Origin of the sequence: Selenomonas dianae, from assembly GCF_030644225.1 — a bacterium.
GTDB lineage: Bacteria > Bacillota > Negativicutes > Selenomonadales > Selenomonadaceae > Centipeda > Centipeda dianae.
Genome location: NZ_CP128650.1, coordinates 676414 through 695971, shown reverse-complemented (window position 1 = coordinate 695971; position 19558 = coordinate 676414). Strand labels below are relative to the sequence as shown.

At 58.5% G+C, this 19558-nt stretch carries 15 protein-coding genes; all 15 read right to left on the bottom strand.

What is annotated here, in order from left to right:
* Position 1: 1 nt before the first annotated feature.
* Entirely contained in the window at positions 2 to 721 is a 720-nt protein-coding gene (locus QU667_RS03325) for an amino acid ABC transporter ATP-binding protein (RefSeq protein WP_304987908.1), read from the bottom strand.
* A complete protein-coding gene (locus QU667_RS03320; RefSeq protein ID WP_304987907.1) occupies positions 714 to 1373 on the bottom strand; it encodes an amino acid ABC transporter permease in 660 nt (219 codons plus the stop codon). Before QU667_RS03320 ends, QU667_RS03325 begins: the two co-directional genes overlap by 8 nt.
* 179 nt (positions 1374 to 1552) lie before the next feature.
* Positions 1553 to 2656, bottom strand: a complete 1104-nt coding sequence (locus tag QU667_RS03315; protein WP_304987906.1) for a methyl-accepting chemotaxis protein — start codon at positions 2654 to 2656, stop codon at positions 1553 to 1555.
* Positions 2657 to 2815: 159 nt separating this feature from the next.
* Positions 2816 to 3784: a TIM barrel protein gene (locus QU667_RS03310; protein WP_304987905.1), complete on the bottom strand. Its 969-nt coding sequence runs from the start codon at positions 3782 to 3784 to the stop codon at positions 2816 to 2818.
* Positions 3785 to 3880: 96 nt separating this feature from the next.
* Entirely contained in the window at positions 3881 to 5896 is a 2016-nt protein-coding gene (locus QU667_RS03305) for a TonB-dependent receptor plug domain-containing protein (protein ID WP_304987904.1), read from the bottom strand.
* 13 nt (positions 5897 to 5909) lie between these two features.
* Positions 5910 to 6650 (bottom strand): energy transducer TonB, encoded by a 741-nt coding sequence (locus tag QU667_RS03300; protein WP_304987903.1) that lies wholly within the window; start codon positions 6648 to 6650, stop codon positions 5910 to 5912.
* Between the two features lies 1 nt (position 6651).
* Positions 6652 to 7689 carry a FecCD family ABC transporter permease gene (locus QU667_RS03295; protein ID WP_304987902.1) on the bottom strand — a complete coding sequence of 346 codons (1038 nt, stop codon included), beginning with the start codon at positions 7687 to 7689 and terminating at the stop codon, positions 6652 to 6654.
* The gene (locus tag QU667_RS03290; protein ID WP_304988394.1) at positions 7686 to 8528 is read right to left on the bottom strand and encodes an ABC transporter ATP-binding protein; all 843 of its coding nucleotides are present in this window, start codon (positions 8526 to 8528) and stop codon (positions 7686 to 7688) included. The genes QU667_RS03295 and QU667_RS03290 overlap by 4 nt, the downstream gene beginning before the upstream one ends.
* Before the next feature lie 31 nt (positions 8529 to 8559).
* On the bottom strand, positions 8560 to 9546 hold the full coding sequence (locus QU667_RS03285) for an ABC transporter substrate-binding protein (protein WP_304987901.1): 987 nt from the start codon (positions 9544 to 9546) through the stop codon (positions 8560 to 8562).
* Between the two features lie 33 nt (positions 9547 to 9579).
* Positions 9580 to 10854: a nitrogenase component 1 gene (locus tag QU667_RS03280; RefSeq protein WP_304987900.1), complete on the bottom strand. Its 1275-nt coding sequence runs from the start codon at positions 10852 to 10854 to the stop codon at positions 9580 to 9582.
* A complete protein-coding gene (locus tag QU667_RS03275) occupies positions 10847 to 12151 on the bottom strand; it encodes a nitrogenase component 1 (RefSeq protein WP_304987899.1) in 1305 nt (434 codons plus the stop codon). Before QU667_RS03275 ends, QU667_RS03280 begins: the two co-directional genes overlap by 8 nt.
* Complete coding sequence (locus tag QU667_RS03270; protein ID WP_304987898.1) at positions 12141 to 12953, bottom strand: nucleotide-binding protein; 813 nt, start codon at positions 12951 to 12953, stop codon at positions 12141 to 12143. Before QU667_RS03270 ends, QU667_RS03275 begins: the two co-directional genes overlap by 11 nt.
* Positions 12954 to 12962: 9 nt before the next feature.
* Complete coding sequence (locus QU667_RS03265; protein ID WP_304987897.1) at positions 12963 to 13949, bottom strand: ABC transporter substrate-binding protein; 987 nt, start codon at positions 13947 to 13949, stop codon at positions 12963 to 12965.
* Complete coding sequence (cobN, locus tag QU667_RS03260) at positions 13946 to 17629, bottom strand: cobaltochelatase subunit CobN (RefSeq protein ID WP_304987896.1); 3684 nt, start codon at positions 17627 to 17629, stop codon at positions 13946 to 13948. The genes QU667_RS03265 and cobN overlap by 4 nt, the downstream gene beginning before the upstream one ends.
* Complete coding sequence (locus QU667_RS03255; protein ID WP_304987895.1) at positions 17626 to 19548, bottom strand: VWA domain-containing protein; 1923 nt, start codon at positions 19546 to 19548, stop codon at positions 17626 to 17628. The genes cobN and QU667_RS03255 overlap by 4 nt, the downstream gene beginning before the upstream one ends.
* Between the last annotated feature and the right edge of the window lie 10 nt (positions 19549 to 19558).

The following is a 19558-nucleotide window of genomic DNA, read 5'->3' as shown; positions in this document are numbered from 1 at the left end:
ATCAGAGCACCTTCGACAGGAAGCTGCGCGTACGCTCCTCCTGCGGATGCTCAAACACCTCGCGCGGCGGTCCGGACTCGATGATGCGCCCCTCGTCCACAAAGAGCAGACGATCCCCCACCTCTCGGGCAAAGCCCATCTCATGCGTGACAATGACCATCGTCATTCCCTCTGCGGCAAGCGCACGCATGACATCAAGCACCTCGCCGACCATCTCGGGATCAAGTGCCGAGGTCGGCTCATCAAAGAGCATGACCTTCGGCCGCATGGCAAGCGCACGTGCAATCGCCACGCGCTGCTGCTGACCGCCCGAGAGGTTGTCGGGGTACGCCTCTGCCTTTTCCGCAAGACCGACACGTCCGAGCAGTTCCCGTGCCGTCTTTTCCGCCGCCGCACGGGCAATATGTTTGACCTTCATCGGTGCGAGCATGATATTTTCGAGCACCGTCATATGAGGAAAGAGGTTGAACCGCTGGAACACCATGCCGACCTCTTCACGCACCTTGTTGATATTCGCCTCGCTTGAGAGCGTGATGCCGTCCACGACAACTTCGCCCGCCGTCGGTTCTTCGAGATGGTTCATGCAGCGCAGGAGTGTACTCTTACCGGAACCGGAAGGACCGATAATAACGACGACCTCTTTCTCTGCAATGGAGAGATCAATCCCCTTCAGCACCTCATCCGAACCAAATGACTTGCGCAGACCCTTAATCTCAATCATGAACGCGATACCTCCGCTCCAGATATGCGACAAAACGCGAGATCGTCAGCGTCATCACAAGATAGATGACCGCAACGCTCATCCAGATTTCAAACGACCCATAGGTTTTGGCAATGATGAGCTGCCCGCGCCGCGTCAGCTCCTCAAAGCCGATGACCGAGACGAGAGACGAATCCTTGAGCATCGCAATGAACTCATTGCCAAGCGGCGGGATAACGCGCTTGAACGCCTGCGGCACGATGATGTAGCGCATGGTTTGCAGCCACGTCATACCGAGCGAGCGTCCCGCCTCCATCTGCCCGTCGTCGACGGACTGGATGCCCGCGCGAAAGATCTCCGCCACATATGCACCCGAGTTGATGCCGCACGCCGAGATCGCCGCAATGAACGGATCTATACGCTGCCCCGTGATGACGGGCAGCGCAAAATAAAAGAGAAAGATCTGCACGAGCAGCGGCGTCCCACGAAAGAACTCCACATAGACCTCCGCGAGCATACGCAGGACGCGCAGATTCGAAATGCGTGCCACGCCCACAATCAGCCCGATCACAAAGCCGATCGCCGTTGAGAGTACCGTGATCTGGATCGTAACCCCCGCGCCGACGAGCAGCAACGGAAAGGAGTTGACGACAAGATTCATATCAAAATTCATAAGCCCATCCATTCTCCCCTATATTCCTGCATAAATAGCCGTTCTTCATATTATATTTCAATCACAGAGTGGTGTCAATAAATTCAGGCTCTTTGTCGAAATCGAATTATAACCTCTGCGAAAAAACACCCCACAAGCCGGTTATGAGCACCGGCTCATGGGGTGCAGACGTACTCCGCTTACAGTTTTTTGGACAACGCCTCGATGTTGTCCGACATCGCCTTTGCCTCCTCAACGGATGCGCTGATCTCCTTCATGCTCGCCGCCTGACTTTCGATCAGATTGTTGATCGACTTGATACGGTCGCTGATGTGATTCACCGCCTTCTCCATCGAGCCGAGTGCATCGAGGATCTTGCTTGCGGCATCACGGCTGCTGTCGGCGAGTTTTCCGACCTCCTCCGCCACAACAGAGAAACCGCGCCCCGCCTCACCCGCGCGCGCCGCCTCGATGGAGGCATTCAGAGAGAGAAGGTTCGTCTGCTTCGAGATCGTCATAACGAGCTCGGACATCTTGAGCGTATTCTCCGTCTGACCATGTGTATCCTCCGCCGCCTTCGTGATCTCCTCCTGTACGTTCGAAATCTCCATTGTGCGCTCCATCGTCTGGCTCACGCTCGCCGTGATCGTGTCAATGGATGCGTACAGGCTGCTGAGCATCGTCTCCAACTCGCCGTAGAATTTCTCCTTGCGCTTCGTGTTTTGCTCGATTTCCTCCTGCTTCTTCTTCTCTGCATCAATATCAACAAATACACCGATAATCTCCTCGGGGTGTCCGCTCCTGTCGCGCACGACATTGCCGGAGGCGTGATACCAACGGTAGCTGCCGTCATGCACCTTCAGTCGGTAATCCACATTGTACCGCGCGTGTCCGCTGAGATCCCGAATGCAGGCATTGAAGGAGGAAAACGTCCCCTCCACATCATCCGGATGCAGACGCGAGCTCCACGACTCAATCGTATTCGGGAAATCCGCCTCTCCGCGGAAACCGACCATGCGGCGGAACTCATCCGACCAGATCGCATAGGCGATGCTGAAATCCGGATTGATCTTCATGTACCACATCCCCGAGTTGACCGCCTCGTTGACCGTGCGCAGACGGAAACGCTGATATTCCAGCTCCTCGTTCACGCAGTCGATCAGTGCGTTCACCTCTGCGGCATACGGCTCACCGCCGTGCAGCTTCGTAAAGAGCTCGTTCTTCTCGTGTCCCGCAACGAGCCCTTGAATCACCCCCGCGAGATCCTGCGGTCCTGCTGCACTGCCCATATTCTTTCCAATCATTGCCGTCCCTCCAAAAAACTCCCGCAATTAGGTTTATTGTACCACATTCACTCATATATGCAAGCAGTAGCTGAGGATTCTTTGCATTGTCATTGAGCTTTTCATCAAAAAAGACAGCCGCGTGACTTGCGCGCAGCTGTCCTTTTATCAGAGATGCTTTTACAAAACGCCGAGCGCACGCTTCTGTGTACGAATCTTCTGCTCCCAATCCGTACGCGAACGCTGCAAAAACTCGTGCACGAGATAGTCCGGCTGCACGGCATCAAGGATCCGACGCGCCGCCTCTGTCCGAAACGGCTCATGCCGATCCACGCGCATGACATAGTCCATCGCCGCCTGCCAGTCCAAAGGATCGCACGCACCTGCATGGCAGCGCATCATCTCACGTACATACGAACCGGAAAGCGATTGGTGCAGGTGCAGTCCATAGACGTACTTCCCCACCGCGCCGAGATTGCGGTAGATTTTCGTCACATACGCTGCGCCGTCCGCTTCGCTCCGCAGATCGAAATTCGTGTTCATCAGATGCCCCGTATCGAGCATGAAGCCCACAGCGGAATAATTGACCTCCTCCAAGAGCATGGCAGCAAGACGCGGCTGACAAAAGGTCAGCCCCGGCCACCAGAGGTTTTCAAAGAGAAGTTTGCAACCCTCAGGGATTTCGCACACGATTTCATTCACGAGTTCGATGGTCGCGCGAATGACATCCTCATCCGTCGCGGCAAATGCGCGCGTATACATCTCGGATGTGCGATTGTGCGCGACGTGCAGGACGAGATACTGCGGCCGACATTCTGCCGCCCGCCGCAGGTTCTCCTTCCACCGTTCCACCCAGTCTGCGACATCCAAAGAACCATAGTAGGCGCGAACATTCTCCTCGCTGCCGAACTCCTCGATGAGAGCCGTGCGGTCGCCGCGCCAAAAGTCCAGCCACGTCGGCCAGAACAGGAGATGTACCCCCTTGATATATGCAAGAGGGTACATCGCGGAATCCCACGGCGCGCAAAGCATGAACTCGATGCCGTCCAACTCATGTACGCGCAGGATCGTCGGAAGTGTGTCGGCTCTGTTTTGAAGCAGATTCTCCACATCACAGTCCGCATTGGATAGATTCGTTAATTCAAGCATAGATGCCCTGCTTTTACAAGAAATGAAATATCGGTATGTCCTCACCGTATTCTAACGCTTTTTCACCGCTTGTAAAGAAAGGGTGGGCATATCCGATCAGAAGCGATAGCTGTAGCTCAGGAGATAGTTGATCGGGGCACAATAGTAGCGCGCACCGCTATGCATTGTCGTGTCATTGCGGTCAAGCAGGTTGTCGATGCGCAGACTGATCTCACTGTGCTCATCCGGAGTGTAACTCGTATTCCATGTGGTGAGCAGATATGGTTTTGTCGGAGACGAGTGCGCACTTGACGGAGAAACAACGCGGGCAGCAAGATAGGAGGCGGTGAACGACGACGTCCATTTATCTTTCTGATAGGCAATACCGCCTGTGAGCTGAATCTTGCCAAAGGTACGATCCCAGCCGTATGTGTTATTACTGCTCCTCGTCTCCGGATTCTGCCATGTCACGCCCCAGTGATAGCTGAACCCATGCGCTCCGCGGATCTCATCGGCAAGCTCAATGCCGATATTGCGGAAGTCCTCATTTTTATACTGATATTCTGCTCTCTTTTCCACCCACTTCGGCGAGATGTAGTCTTTGATCCGCATCTGGAAAATCGCTGCCTTCCATGTATGCGCGTGATGATTTTTCTTCCAACCGAACTCGTAGTTGATCCCGGTCTGCGGTTTCAAGTTCGGCGACGGAACACTCTGCTTTGTGTTACCGTACATCTGACCAAAGGTTGGCATGAGGAAGGACTGACTGACGTTCAGATAAATGCTGCTGTCACGGTCGAGCTTGTGCAGCCACTGCGCCGAGGCACTGAGATTGCTGTAGTTCTGCCCCCGTGCAGCACCCGTCGTCCACGTCTCGCGCAGACCAAGAATCCCCGTATTGCGCGTATCAAAGCGCTGCTCCCACTGTCCGAACAGCCCCCAGTTGTTTCGCATATAGCGTTCCGGCGATTTCGTATTGTGTGCCGGCAGTATCGCATAGACCTCGTGTTCCAGATCAAAGCCTGCAATCGCAGTGGAGTTTTCACCAACGTGCCATGTGTGCTGAACATCCATGCCGTAGGTGGTGTTCTTTTCACGTGTATTGTACCAGTCGGTCGGCGTTCTTTTGCCAAGGGAAGAAATATACGTCGGTCCAATGGACTCCGTTGTCCCTGTATTGAAGTAAAGACTTCCCTTCCAGTCGCGATCCTTATAATTCAGTTGTGACACATACTGCTTTGTCGTATATTTACGTGAATTGTATGCCTCACCGACACGAAGCCCCGCCTTGCTGACATCGACCCGTGTGATCGTACGGTTGTATTTCACCTCGGATTCATAGTAGTTCAAAAGGAAATCGAGGTGCGGGTTCAATTGATAGGTAAATCCTGCGCTTTCCTTTTTTATATCGCGTACATCTGTACGGGTTTCTCCTTCGAACTGCACGACCTTATGCTTATCTTTTGCGAGCACATCCGTATAGCTGATCCCATCCCTGCGCCCAAACTTATCGAAGTTATAGTAAACCCCAAACTTCTCATCTCCGACACTGGCGCCATAGCTGCGCTGCCCGTAGTTGCCGAAGCCTGTATGAACCTCATTGGTCGTCTTTTTCTTCGTAATGATGTTGACGACACCGCTCATCGCCTCGCTGCCATAGAGAACGGATCCGTTTCCCTTGACGATCTCAATGCGCTCGATGCTGCTTGCAGGAATGGCATCGAGGTTATACTTGCCGCGCCACGAGATCGGATTGCCATTCATGAGTACAAGTGCGCCGTTCTTCATGCCGCGCATATTGAGTTCATTCGTCATTGTTCCCATGGAGGCTCCGTTGGGTCCGAAGGCTTTATAGGTAAAGCCGTTGATCTTCGCGAGGACATCCGAGACATTTGCCGCACCGCTCTCCTCGATCTCCTTCGCCGTGATGACCGTCGTCGCAGCAGGCACATCGACATCCCGCTTCTGCGAGCGCGTCGCCGTCACGACGACCTCGCCGAGAGAGTATGTCGGCATCAGCTCATCGACCATTTCTCCCGTATGCGCCGTCTCCGCCGCATAGACCTGTCCCGTCATCGCAGAAAGCGCAACCGCTGCTGCAAGAAATTTCTTGTTCCACATCTTCATTGTCATACCTCCAAAAAAATCAATTCAACTGAAAGCGGAAGGTCTTTTTCCAGACACCCCGCCGCCCATTGTCCCCGGGATTAAACTGAAACCGCCAGCCGGCAGCGACCGCCGCTCGATCCATCGCACGATAGCCCGATGAGGACGCGACATCGACTGCCTCCACGGAGCCGTCTGCTGCAACAAGGATCTTGATCGTAACCACGCCTTCGACATCGTCGTCGATGAGCTCCTGCGGATACTCCGGTCGTGCCTCGGCACGCAGACTCGCCTCCACGCGTTCCTGCGGCGGTGCAGGAGCAGCGCCAAGCTCCGCAGCCCCGTCGCTGTCTCCCGTACTCGTCCCGCTGCCCGTTCCGGCAGAGGCGGAGCCGGATGGATTTCCGCTTTGACCTCCACGCGCTCCCGCTGCTTCCGTCTGCACGGTAGGTGCAGCACTCTGTACCGTATGCGGCGTATGTTGCTGTGGGTTTGTCTGCCGCTCCTGCACCGCCTCAGGCACAATATTTTTATCCTCCACAACGATGTCATCCACCGTCGCCACAGGAGCCGCAGCCGGTGCAGAATCCCCTGCGGCACTGCTTCCCACATCACTCCCCGCATCGTAGAGCACAACATCGATGGGCGGTCCTGCGCCTGTCGGGTTTGCGACGGAGAACAGCCCAATCGCCGCCGCAGTCAAAAAGAGTATGAGATGCAGCAGCAGAGAAGCCCCAAGTGCTTTACGCTCGCCGTCACGCTCCATCACACGCTCGTCCATGTCACACCGCCGTCTTCATATGTCTGCGCAGCAGATACAGGAAATAGGGCGTGCCGATAAACGCCGTCATAATACCGACGCGGATCTCCATCCCGTGCAGCAGGATGCGCCCCAACGAATCGCAGAGCACGAGGAACACCGCCCCCGCAAGGAGACTTGCGGGCAGCAGACGGCGATGATCGGGACCGATGAGGAGACGCACCATATGCGGCACGACAAGCCCCACAAAGCCGATATTGCCGCTGATGCAGACACCTGCCGCCGTTGTGAGCGAGGCGAGCACGAGAAAGAGCAGACGGAACGCCGTCACAGGCATCCCCGCTGCACGCGCCTCCACCTCACCGAACGCGAGCAAATTGAGATGACGTGCAAGCAGTACCATGACCGACACGCCGATGCCGATCGGGCCGATGCCGAGCAGGACGTGATCCCAGCGGCGATAATCCAATCCGCCGATCGTCCAGAAGAGATACTGCTGCATCTTCTGCTCGTTCATCACCGTGAGGATCGCCGCCGTACACGCCGCGAGGAACATCCCCACGACAACCCCCGAGAGCAGAAGTGTCATGACCGGAATCCGCCCGCGCCGCATCGACAGCGACACGGTCAGCCCCACCGCGAGGATGGCGCCCGTAAAGGCAAAGACAGGCAGCGTGAGCACGCTTCCCGCCGTCGCGCCGATGCCGATGGCAAGCACCGCTCCAACGGAGGCGCCGCTCGACACGCCGATGATACCGGGGTCGGCGAGCGGATTGCTGAAGATGCCCTGCAAAACGGCTCCCGAGGCACCGAGACCCGCCCCAACCATCATGCCGACAAGCGTGCGCGGAAGTCGGATGTGCCAGAGCACCGCCTCCTGCTCCGGTGTCACAACAACATCCGTAAAGAAAGGAAGCCCTGTCGCGTGGGCAAAGGAGGCGACAACCGCCTCCATCGGAATGTCATACTGACCCGAGCTCATGGACAGAAGAAACGCAAAGAGGAGTGCTCCAACGAGAGCAGACAGAAAGAGCTGTGTTCGATGCTGTCCGAAACTCATGCTTTCACCGCCCTTTCATCCGCACGGCCGAGAATGACAGAGAGGAGCTGCTCCTTTCCCGCTGCGGCCGTCTCTGCCTCTGTAAAGACCTCTGCGTGATGCGTCAGCGGGTTCTCAACAACCCGCACGGGAGCACCGTATGCCTGCGACAGGAGTTCATCCGTCAGGACATCTCTTGGTGCGCCGTCAGCGAGCAGTTTTCCATGTCCGACGAGGAGCAGCCGCGAGCAGAACCGCGCGGCAAGGCTCAGTTCGTGCGCGACAAGCAGGACGGTCTTGCCCGCTGCACAGAGTTCACGGCAGAAGCGGAAGATCTCCTCCTGATAGATGATGTCGAGCCCCGTCGCAGGCTCGTCAAGAAAGAGCACTGGTGTCTGCTGCGCGAGCACCTTCGCGAGCAGGACGCGCTGCCGCTGTCCGCCCGACATGGCGTGCAGGGGCTTATCGGCAAGCTCCGACACGCCCGTATACGCCATACACGCCTCGGCAATCGCCAGATCGTCCGCCTTTTCCCGGCTCCACCACGAGAGATATGGATAGCGCCCCGCAAGTACGACATCACGCGCGGTATACGCAAAGGTCATCGCAACGTGCTGCTGCAGATATGCCACGCGGCGCGCAAACTCCTTTGCAGCAAGCGCATTGACATCGTCCCCCATCAGCGCGACCGTCCCGGACAAGATGGGAAGAATGCCGCGCAGCGTCTTGAGCAGTGTGCTCTTGCCCGCACCGTTCGGACCGATCACACCGACGATCTCCCCTGTCCCCACGGTAAACGACACATCGTCGAGAATGACCTTGCCATGATACCCCGCATAGATGTGTTCTGCGCGAATCATCTCATCCAAACAAAAGCCCCCTTCCATACCGTTATTTCACCGCCGAGAGGTGTTCATCCTCCCCCTGCTTGAACGCATCACCGTAAACGCGGTATGCGATCTCCTGCACGCCGAAGACAAAGTCCTGCGAACAGTTGTAGATATAGCCCTCAAACGGCTCGGCGAACGCCTTGCTGCGGATCGCCTTCATCGTCTGCAAAGACGGATCCCCCAGATAATCCCTGCGGAACGCATCGACATCGTATTTCCCGCGATCGTTGTACGTCGGCAAAAAGAGGATGTCGGGATCGATCTGAACAAGCTGCTCCTTCGTCATGACCTGAAAGTCACGAATCCCAAGCTCCGCGCGGCCGTTGATGACCCCTGCATAGCGGCACGCCTCGTCAAAGCTGCTGCCAAGTCCGCCATAGCCGCCCATGAGCGAGATGAGGACGACACGCTTGCGCTCTGCCTGTGGGATCTTCTCCACCTTCGCCTCAATTTCCGCGAGCTTTTCATCCATCATCGCGAGGAGTTTCTGCCCGCGCTCCGGCTCTCCCGCTGCGGCAGCGAGCAGTGTGACGGTCTCGCGAATCTCCGCGAGATTCGACGCCCCCTTGCAGACGATGACCTTCAGTCCCGCCTCACGCAGCGAGGGCACGATGGTGAGATCGCCCCAGTCCGGCACAACGACGAGATCGGGCTGCAGTGCCATGATCTCCTCCACCGACGGATTGCCGATGCGCTGCGGAATCCCCTTGACGAGAGCCGTCACATTGGAGCTGACGGGATCGTCGAGCAGAGTGTTGACCGCCACGATGCGCTGCTGTTCGACCAGCCCCAGCATCGTTTCATCCGTACTCATTGAGAGTGTGACAATGCGCTGCGGCGGTGCAGGGAAGTCAACCACCGTTCCCTCGATGTCCGTAACCGTATATGCCGCAGGCTTCTCCTCAACCGCCTTTGGTATGCTGCATGACGTGAGCAAGACACACAACATACAGAGGAGAACCACAGGGAGCTTTTTCCTTAACAACATCTCTCTTCCTTTCCGATGTTTGTACGGCTTCCTCTATGAAAGAGAGAGCTTTCGCCGCAAGATATTTCCGTTCCAGAGCTGCTCCTCGATATAACGCGCACCGCGCAGCCCCATAAAGGAGCTCTCTGTCAAATGCAGTGCATCCTGCACGGGATAGGCAACGGCAAGATACTGCGCCCCCTTCGGATCGATATGCGCCGACTCATTGCTGCTGCCGAGCAGCAGCCCGCCCTCCATCGCAGAGAGCACCTGCTGCATCCGCACGGCATCCGTCTCGCCGAGGATCTCATCGGCAATCGCAGCCTCGCATACCTCCTCAGCCTCTGCTGCAACGGCGAGGTGGCACACATCCGCCCACTCCGTTCGAAGAGCCTGTGCAAGCCCCCACGCAACGGAGCGCGGGGCGCGAATGAATGCAGTGTCATAGCGGAGCTCCCCCCAGAGGCTCTTGCACTCATTGATGCGCAGAAAGTCCTCGCGTGTGACGCGCCCGATCTCCTCCTCCGCAGCATCACCACAGGGAGTGGGCAGTGCGCGTCCGATCTCCGCGAGCCACCTTCGCGTTCCCGTGCGCCCGTATGGGGGAAGCGGCGCAATATAGGGCATACCGCAGATGCTTTCAAGCAAGCGGGCGCTCTTCGCACCCAATTCATCATGCACCACGATATTGAGTGCCGCACGCGTCAGATCTCCCAGCTCCGCAGCGGACATATCACAGCCGAGGACAGCATTCACCACATACCCCGCCATCTCAAGCAGACGGACAAGCTCGTGCGCATCATTCTCGCCGTTGTAGTAGGCACTCGTCATGCCGATCAGATTGACCGCATTCGCCTTTGGTATCTGACGCGTTGGGGGAAATGCCTGAAGTGTGGTGCGCGCCGCCTTGTCCCATCCGTCCGCAAAGCTGCCAATCAGTCCACTGCTGTCGAGCACAACGATCGGGCAGCGGATCCCTGCCCCGCGTGCAATCGCCTCGACATCGTCACCGATCAGACCCGCCGCACAGCTGCTGACGATGGCAAGCAGCGCGGGCGGCTGCTCCACATAGGGGGCAAGTACCTCGTGCAGATATGCCTCTGCACCAAATACGATTGCATCATTGTCGAGCTGCGTGCAGATCATGCGATGCGAGATCGTCGGCTGACTGTGTTCGATGTGGCGCATCGCAAAGAAATAGCACCAGAGAGGTCCGTTGACGACGATCACCGCATCCTTGATGCCCGCGAAAAACGCAGATGCACCGGCGAGCGCACAGGTGTCCGTACACATACAGACATCATCGAAGGATGCTTCGCGCTCACCCATAGATCAGACCTCCCCTGCTCTCATGACGGTGCAGTATCAGCCTCATATCGTTCAGCAGCTGACACTCCATCGACCAGCCGACCGAGGGCAGCAGCGCAAGGAAGATCTGACGCAGCTTCGCGTCCACCAACTCATGCGTAGTTAGGACGAAATCTGCTGCGTGCAGTACGTTCTCCGCAGCGACATCTCCCTCATAATGGATGGGGACATCCGTCCGTCGGCGCAGCTCCTCCTCCATCACAGCACGCCGCTCCGGGAGAAAGGAATCTAGCAGAACGATCCCCGTCAGAAGAACACCTGCCTTCTTCAGCAGACGCAGAATTATTTCCGGTTGAAACCACGTAAGATCGCGTCCAATCGCAAGAGCGCATCTGCGCCCCGCCAGATCAGCACGCACCTTCTCCACCGTGACGGCAAAGGCGGCCTCCTCTGCCGCAATGGCGCGTTCTGCCGCCTCCTCACGGTGGCAGAGCTGACCGACGCGCCGCAGCCAGCGAATCGTCTCCTCCGCACCAACCGCATAGACATCGGCAAGGTACGGCGTTCCGAACCGCGCATGAATATGTTCCGCCAGTTCCGCAAGCTGCATCTGCTTCTCATCATCCGCCCGCCGTCCGAGCAGAATGATGAGCTCTGCCTCCGGCACCGCCTGCATCTCATCGAGTGCGAGATAGGACGGGAAATGTGCGGTCACGCGCAAATCGAGAAGAGAGAGCAGCCGCCGCAGTTCCTTCACATATGCCCCGTGCATACCGCCGCAGTCGCCGAGGAGTGCAACGGTTCCCGCTTTGCGCTCCGCCGGCTGCATAAAGCAGTCGATGAGTGCGCGCGCAGTGTCAAGATAGCCCGCATAGTATTCCCCATCGAGAAAACCGTGCGCAGATACCGCCATGACGGGCAGTCCAAGCTCATCCTCCATCTCCGCAGCGATTGCCTTTGTATCATCGCCGATCACGCCGCTGACACAGGAATTTGCGATGAACACCGCCTGCGGATGGTATTTCTGCACAGCAAAGCGCACACATTCGCGCAGACGATCCTCCCCGCCGAAGATTGCCTCACGCTCCCCGAGCCCACTCGTCAAGAGAGGAACGGGAGAAAGACGCACGGATGTCCCTGCTGCCGTCAGCCGATGAAAGCTGCTCACATCCATCCCATGTGCGATGTGTGCGCACGGGCGCGGGCTGTGAAAGACGACGAGCGCCCCCCGTACGAACGACAGCGCACGCCAGACCCCCGGCATACTGCAACTGCAGTTCGTCCGACGCACGCCGACGCGCCTTACCTCAATCCCCATAGCGCTCCACCAGTTCTTCGAGTTCCTCGAAGTCCATCGGGGTCGGTACCGTCAGCATCTCATTCGTATCAATCGCACGCGCAAGCCCTACGTAATGCTGTGCCTGTTCCGATGTCGGCGCGTAGGCGATGAGCGTCTGCCGATGAATCTCCGCCTCGTGCACGGCACGCGAGCGCGGGATATAGGTGATGAGCTGTGTGCCGAGACGCGCGGCAAACGCCGTGAGAAGTTCGCGCTCGTTCCGCACGTCCCGCCCGTTGCCGATGATGCCGCCGAGCTTCACCGCCCCGCGTGCGGCAAAGCGGCACACGCCCTTTGCAATATTGTTTGCCGCATAGAGCGACATGAGTTCACCCGAGGACACAATATAGACTTCCTCGGCATATCCCTCGCGTATGGGAACGGCAAAGCCGCCGCAGACCACATCGCCGAGGACATCGTAGAGTACCACGTCCAGATCGTCAAAGGCATGGAGCGCCTTCAGACGCTCCAGTGCGACGATGATCCCGCGCCCCGCACAGCCGACCCCCGGATCGGGGCCGCCCGCCTCGATGCAGCGAATGCCGCTGAACCCCTCGTGGACGAGATCGGCAAGTGTGAGCGACACGCCCTTCTTCTCACGCTCAAGGTCGAGAATCGTGGACGGGGCAATACGCCCGAGCAGGAGACGGGTCGAATCATTCTTCGGATCACAGCCGATCTGACAGACGCGCCGCCCCATCTGTGCAAATGCGGCGGATACATTCGCGGCGGTCGTGGACTTGCCGATACCGCCCTTGCCGTAGAACGCAATTTTTTTCATAAACTCTCCTCATTCCACGGCAGTGAGGAACTCGTGGCGCGACTGCTTGAAGTCGTCGCCATAGAGAATCCACGCCGTCTCTTGAATCCCGTACACAATGTCCTGTGAGAGATTGTAAACATAACGCGCCCACGGGTGACCGATCTGCCGCTCCCGCACGGCGGTCATCTGCGCAAGCGAGGGATCATCAAGATACTGCCTCCCGTAGTTCTCCTCGTTGGTCGCGCCGTCCTCATAGCTGGGGAAAAAGAGATAGTCCGGATTCGCCGCAACGAGCTGTTCCTTCGTCATCTCCTGCCCCATGCGGTTCCCCGCAGCCGCCTTTGCATTGATCGCATCCGTACAGCGACAGAGTTCGTCAAAGGTGCAGCCCGCGCCGCCGTAGTTCACCATGATGGAGATGAGTGCGATGCTCTTATGCTTTTTCTCTTCGGGTACCGCTGCCACCTTGACGCGAATCTCCGCGAGTTTTTCCTCCATCATGCCGATGAGTTTTTCCCCGCGCTCCACTTCGCCGACCGCCGCGGCAAAGAGACGTATATTGTCGTGAATATCCGCGATGGTCGATGCAGATTTGCAGACGATGACGGGCACGTTCAGCTCACGGATGGCGTCGATGTTCTCGCGCGGCATCCACGGCGTCACAACGACGAGGTCGGGCCGCAGCGACGCGACCTGCTCAACGGACGGACTGCGCCCAATGACGGTCGGTATGCGCTCGCGCACCCATGGAATATTGCTGTGCTCCGTATCCGCCAGTGCGTCATTGATCGCCGCCATGCGCTCCGGCTCCACAAGACCGAGCATCAGTTCATCCGTTCCGGCACTGACGGTCAAGATGCGCTCGGGTTTGTGCGCAAATGTGACGACGGTTCCCTCCACATCGGTCACTTGATAGCCGCCCGCCGGATCTTTGGACAGATCGACGCAGCCGCCGATCAACAGCGCGGCAAAAAGCACCGTGAGAACAGCGCATACACGCATATGACTTCTCATCGTTCGCCCTCCGCACGTTCTTCGAGATCGCCCTCAATGGAGAGGTAGAGACTGCGCAGCTCCGCAAGCGTTTCCTTCGATGCGTTCCACAGTCCGCGCTGCTGCGCCTCAAGCAGTGTCTCCGCCATGCGGTGAAGTGCCCACGGGTTGACCTCATGCATCCACTCCTGCATCCCTGCGTCAAGCACGTATTTGCGTGCGTAGCCCTCGTACATCCAGTCCTTCATTATAGCACTCGTCGCATCCCATTGATAACTGTGCGCGAGATAGTTGGCGAGATCGGAGGCACCCTTGTAACCATGCTTTTTCATACCCTCGATAAACTTCGGATTCATCGCCTCCCCGCGAAAGAGACGCGCCGCCTCCTCCGCCACGCTGCGCACAGCGATGCGCTGCCGGTCGCTCGAATCACCCGTATAGGAGCGGGGTGCTTTGCCCGTCAGCGCCCGCACGGTCGCAATCATGCCGCCGTGGTAGGCGTTGTAGTCGTCCGAGCTGAACATGTGCGTCTCGCGCGTATCCTCGTTCTTGACCGTGACATCAAGCCCCGCCATACGCCGCTGAAAGACTTCGGGATCATAGCCGCGTGCCATTCCATCGCCGCCGTATGCCGTCCCCGAGAACCGCGTATAAACGGCGGCAAGATCATCCAGTGTCTCCCACTCCTTCGATTCGAGCAGATCGCCAACGCCTGCGCCGTACGCCCCCGGCGGATCGCCAAAGATGCGCACGGAGGCGCGTTCCCATGCGCTCTCCCGCGTCTCGCCCTGTTCCTCAAGCCATGCGGTATCAGAGAGGATATGCTTTCGCACATAGTTCTCCGCATCCCTCTCGTCGAGGTCGCGCACCATGCGCACCGCCTCATCCACCCAATGCACGGCATTCGGAACAGCATCGCGAAAGAGCCCGCTGATACGTGTCGTCACATCGATGCGCGGACGCTGCAATTCTGCAATCGGGATAATCGCAAGTCCCGAGACGCGCTGCGAGGGCCGCCGCCACACAGGCCGCACCCCCATGAGATAGAAAAGCTCGGCAATGCACTGCCCGTGACTGCGCATATTCGATCCTGCCCAGAAGACGATGCCGACCGCCTCGGGGTAGCGCCCCTCGTCGCTGATGTACTGCTGGATGAGCGCGTCCCCCAGTTGTTTTCCATATTCCCACGCGGCGGGCGTCGGCAGACAACGCGGGTCAAGACCATAGAAATTGCGCCCCGTCGGCAGTACATCAACGCCGTTCGTTGTCGGCGCACCCGCAGGGCTTGGCTCGATGTAACGCCCCATAAGAGCACGCAGCGTCTCCGTAATCTCCCCCGCCGTGCGGCGCAGGCGCGGCACCATATCCTCCACAATCTCGTGCAGGGCATGAAGAAATGCTATGCGCTCCTCGGCAGAGGATGCGGCAATAACAGGGAGCATCATCGCCCGCTCGACCGCCTCCAGTGCATAGTCATGCGCTGCGAGGAAGGAGATGAGCGCACGCATCTCCGCCTCGACCGCATCCAGTTTCCGCCCATAGGTCATGCCGTCCGCCGTCATGCGCTCGCTGTGCGTGAGCAGCTCCTCATAGTCATAGCCGAACTGCGCCGCGATCAGACGAAGGAGCGATTTTTCCCCGCCGTGCTCCATGCGCATGAGCGCACACAGGAAATCAACCATCCCATCGCCCTCGGGGGCACGGCCGAGGATGTGCAGCCCCGTACGAATCTGCATATTCTTGAGGTCGGTCACATAGTTGTGCAGGGCATCAGCATAGTCATCGAAATCTTCACCTTCGACAATTTCCCCCTCGAAATGACAGGCGGCAGCCTTCTCGCGGACAAGTATCTGCGCCGCCTCGATATTCTCCGGCTGCGCTGCGCGAAAATGGACGTATTCATCAAGAGCCTGTTCCAGTTCCTCCATCTCCTCAAACGCCCCCGCCAGTTCCATCGGCGGCGAGAGATGACTGATGAGGCACGCCGCACCACGCCGCTTTGCCTGAATCCCCTCCCCAACAATCGTGATCCAGTAGGGATAGATGTCCGGAAGATCGCCCAGAGATACATCCGGATAGCAGGTGCTTGATAGAGCCGTGCCCTTTCCCGGCAGCCATTCGAGCGAGCCGTGCGTCCCAATGTGGATGACCGCATCCGCCTTCCATGCATCGCGCAGCCAATGATAGTAGCCGATGTAGTGATGCGTGGGGGCTACATCCGGCGCGTGCAGGAGTTTGCCGGGATCCTCACCGAAGCCGCGCGGCGGCTGCACCGTGATGAACAGATTCCCGTTGAGCGTCCCCGGGATGAGCAGTTTCCCGTCGTAGTTGAACACATCGCCGGGCGCATCGCCCCAGTCTCGCGCGAGCTGCGTGCGCACCTGCTCAGGCAGCTCCGTGAAAAAAGCGCCGTACTGCTCCGCCGTCAGATGTCCGTCTGCCGCCGCTGCCTGCTCCGCACTCATGAAACGTCGATCATTTGTCGCATGATCCGTCAACAGCGTCATAAATGCCTTGCTGCTCTCGGGAATCTCATCCACGACATAGCCCGCCGCACGCATTGCCTTCAGCAGTCGGAGCACGCTCTCGGGCGAGTCCAGTCCCGCCGCACTGCCGATATTTGCGTTCGACGGCGGGTAGTTGTGGAACACGATCGCAATTTTCTTCTCTGCGTTCGGCTTATGCCGCAATGCCGCCCATTTCCGCGCCTTACGTGCAATCCGCTCCATGCGCTCATCCAGTGCCGCATAGCTGACCTCGCCACGCTCATCACGCACCTTTGCCGCGATCGGAACGGCATGGATCACACCGTCGAACTCCGGCATGGCGACGCTCATCGAGACCTCCATCGGGTCAAGCCCCGCCGGCGACTGCTCCCACTCCTCCTTTGACGCGAGCACCGTATATGCCTCCAGAACCGGCACACCGAGCGCATAGAGATCCTTGATACGCGTGCCGCCCGCCTTGATGGAGAACTTCATCGTGCTAATGATGACATCGACAAAGGGCTGTCCGTCCCTGCAAAAATATGTGCGAATCGCATCCATCAGCGTCGGTGAGGCTACGCGCTCGTCGCGGTAGGAGTTGGAAAACACGGCGATGGCGTTCATCCCCTCCCGCTCAATCGCATGGATGAGCGCCGCATGATAGGTGAAATCGCCCGTAATCCACTCCGAGCGATAGAAGATTACGCCGACCGTCGGACGGCCATCCTCGTAATGAGCAGCGAGATAGCCCGCAATATCTTCGGGTTTTCCCTGCCATCTCGGATGATAGACACCGTTCCACGCAAGCGGACGCGGCGGCGCTGCTGTGCAGGCAAGCCCACCAAACTCCCTGCCAAGCCAGAGAAAGAGATTGCGCATATTCTCCTCGCCGTCGTAGCGAAAATACGCCCATGCCGTCTGAATCTGTTTCTCCGAAAAGCCGTACGTCACCTTGTCATGATCGGCGTTGTCCACAACGATCAGATGGGGACTCCGATGCTTCTGCAAGCTGCGCGATGCCTTCTGCAAAAAAACATTGTCCAGTCCCGTCCCCATCCAGAGAAAGAGATGGAGATCCGCCGCCACACGCATTTCCTCCCAGCTGTCCATGGCGCTGACGGAACATACGCATACCTCGGGCTCCTCCATGGATGCAGCGCAACGGTGCGCAAGCACACGGACGCGCAAGATATTCGTATAGACTGTAATCTTCATCTGCTTCCATACTCCCGATTCTGCATCCTGCGGGATGCACGGACAATCTCAAGCACGCCCTCCGCCGAGAGCCGTTCCAATGTATAATACTGCGCCGCCATCCGACGCGCAAGTTCGGGCGCAATACCGACGCGCGGAACAGAACGCTCCGTATCGAGGACAAGGGGAAATGCCGCAGTTTCCGCGATCTCCTCCGCCGCATGGAGTGCATGCTGCATCCCAACGTCTCCCTCTTTGGTATTTGTGCGTCCGTCTGTGACGAGGACAAGCACCGTCTTCTCGCTGCCCTTGCGCTCCAGTTCACGCAGTGTCCGATGTGCATGGGCGAGCCCCTCGGCAAGCGGTGTCCGCCCGCCCGTCGGCAGATCGCGCAAGAGCTTTTCCGCCAGCTCCACGCTGCGCGTCATCGGCAGCAGCGTTTCCGCACGATCCCGCCGAAAGGCAATCAGGCCAACACAGTCACGCTTTTGGTATGCCTCCCGCAGGAGGGCAAGGATAACCCCCTTCACCATCCGCATACGTTCGCGTGCACCCATCGACCCGCTCGCATCGACGAGGAACAGAATGTGCGCCGCCGATCGCTTCGCACGCACCCAAACGCGCACATCCTCGGGACGGATCACAACCGCCTGACTGCCCTGACGCATACGCTGATGGGGTGCGGCTGCACGCAGCGTGGCAGAGAGTGCGAGATCGGGGCGAACACCCGCCTGCGGCAATCCCGTGCGCATACAGCGGCCATCCGCCGTATGCGTCTGAACAATGTCACGCCTGCCGCTCTTTCCGCCCTGCGCACGCATCGTCATGGAGAGAAGCGAGAGCCGTGCCATAATATTTTCGAGCGGCGCGGCAACGCGATCCTCGTCCTTCGCACACGGCTCCTCCGCCTCCGATGGAGGCGGATCATCTGCTCCGTCCTGTGGTTCGTTTTCCTGCGTGTGCTCCTGAGGAGGTTGTGCGTCTCCATCGTCCTGCGTGGGAGAGGGGTTCTGCATCTCACCGGTAAGAGCATCCCTCTCCCGCTCCGGCACATTCCCGTCACTCGGAGGCGGCAGCGGCTGCTGTTCCTGCGGTCGGCTCATCCGATGCACGAGGACGAACGCCGCCGCCTCCTCCACGTCTGCGGGCATAACGAACGATCTGCCCGCAAGTGCTGCAAGCGCACGCGCCGCCTCGATGAGATAGATCTCCGCACGGTTGCCGACACAGTGCGCACGCGCAGCACAGGCAGCTGCAAAGTGGAAAATGGCTGACGGTGCTTCTACATCCGGCAGCAGCACACGCGCACGGCGAATTGTCGCAGCGAATGCGGTTTCCTGCGCCTCGTATGCCGTACGAAATGCCGCAGGATTGCGCTCGTAGGCGAGCACACGCGTAACGATCTCCCTGCGCTGCACGCGATCGGTCATATCCTCCATCGACACAAACAGACCAAAGGCATCCAACAGCGCGGAACGAAGCGTTCCCTCGGCGGGATCCATCGTACCGACAGGTGTATAGGAAACCTCCTCGTTGAACGACAGCCCGTCCCGCTCAAGACGAAAGAAACCGTCTCCCGCGCATTTCAGCACAGCGATCAGAATATCCTCCCGCAGGAGATTGACCTCGTCCATATAGAGGATGGTATCGTGCGCACGATGCAGCAGCCCGTACCGCAGCTGCCGCTCCCCTTTTTGGAGTGCCGCCTCCATATCGATGGTGCCAAAGACCATGTCCTCCGATGCGCCAAGCGGCAGCTCAACCACGCGTCCCGTCACCGTAAAAGGCGCAGCCGCACGGACAAGAAGGGACTTTGCCGTACCGCGCGTACCGGAGATCAGAAGCGCACCCGCACGCGGGTTCACCAGTGCAATCGCAAGCGCACGTCGTACCTGCTCCTGTCCGACAATGGCAGTCAGCGGATAACGCGGAGCATTCAATTTCTTTCCT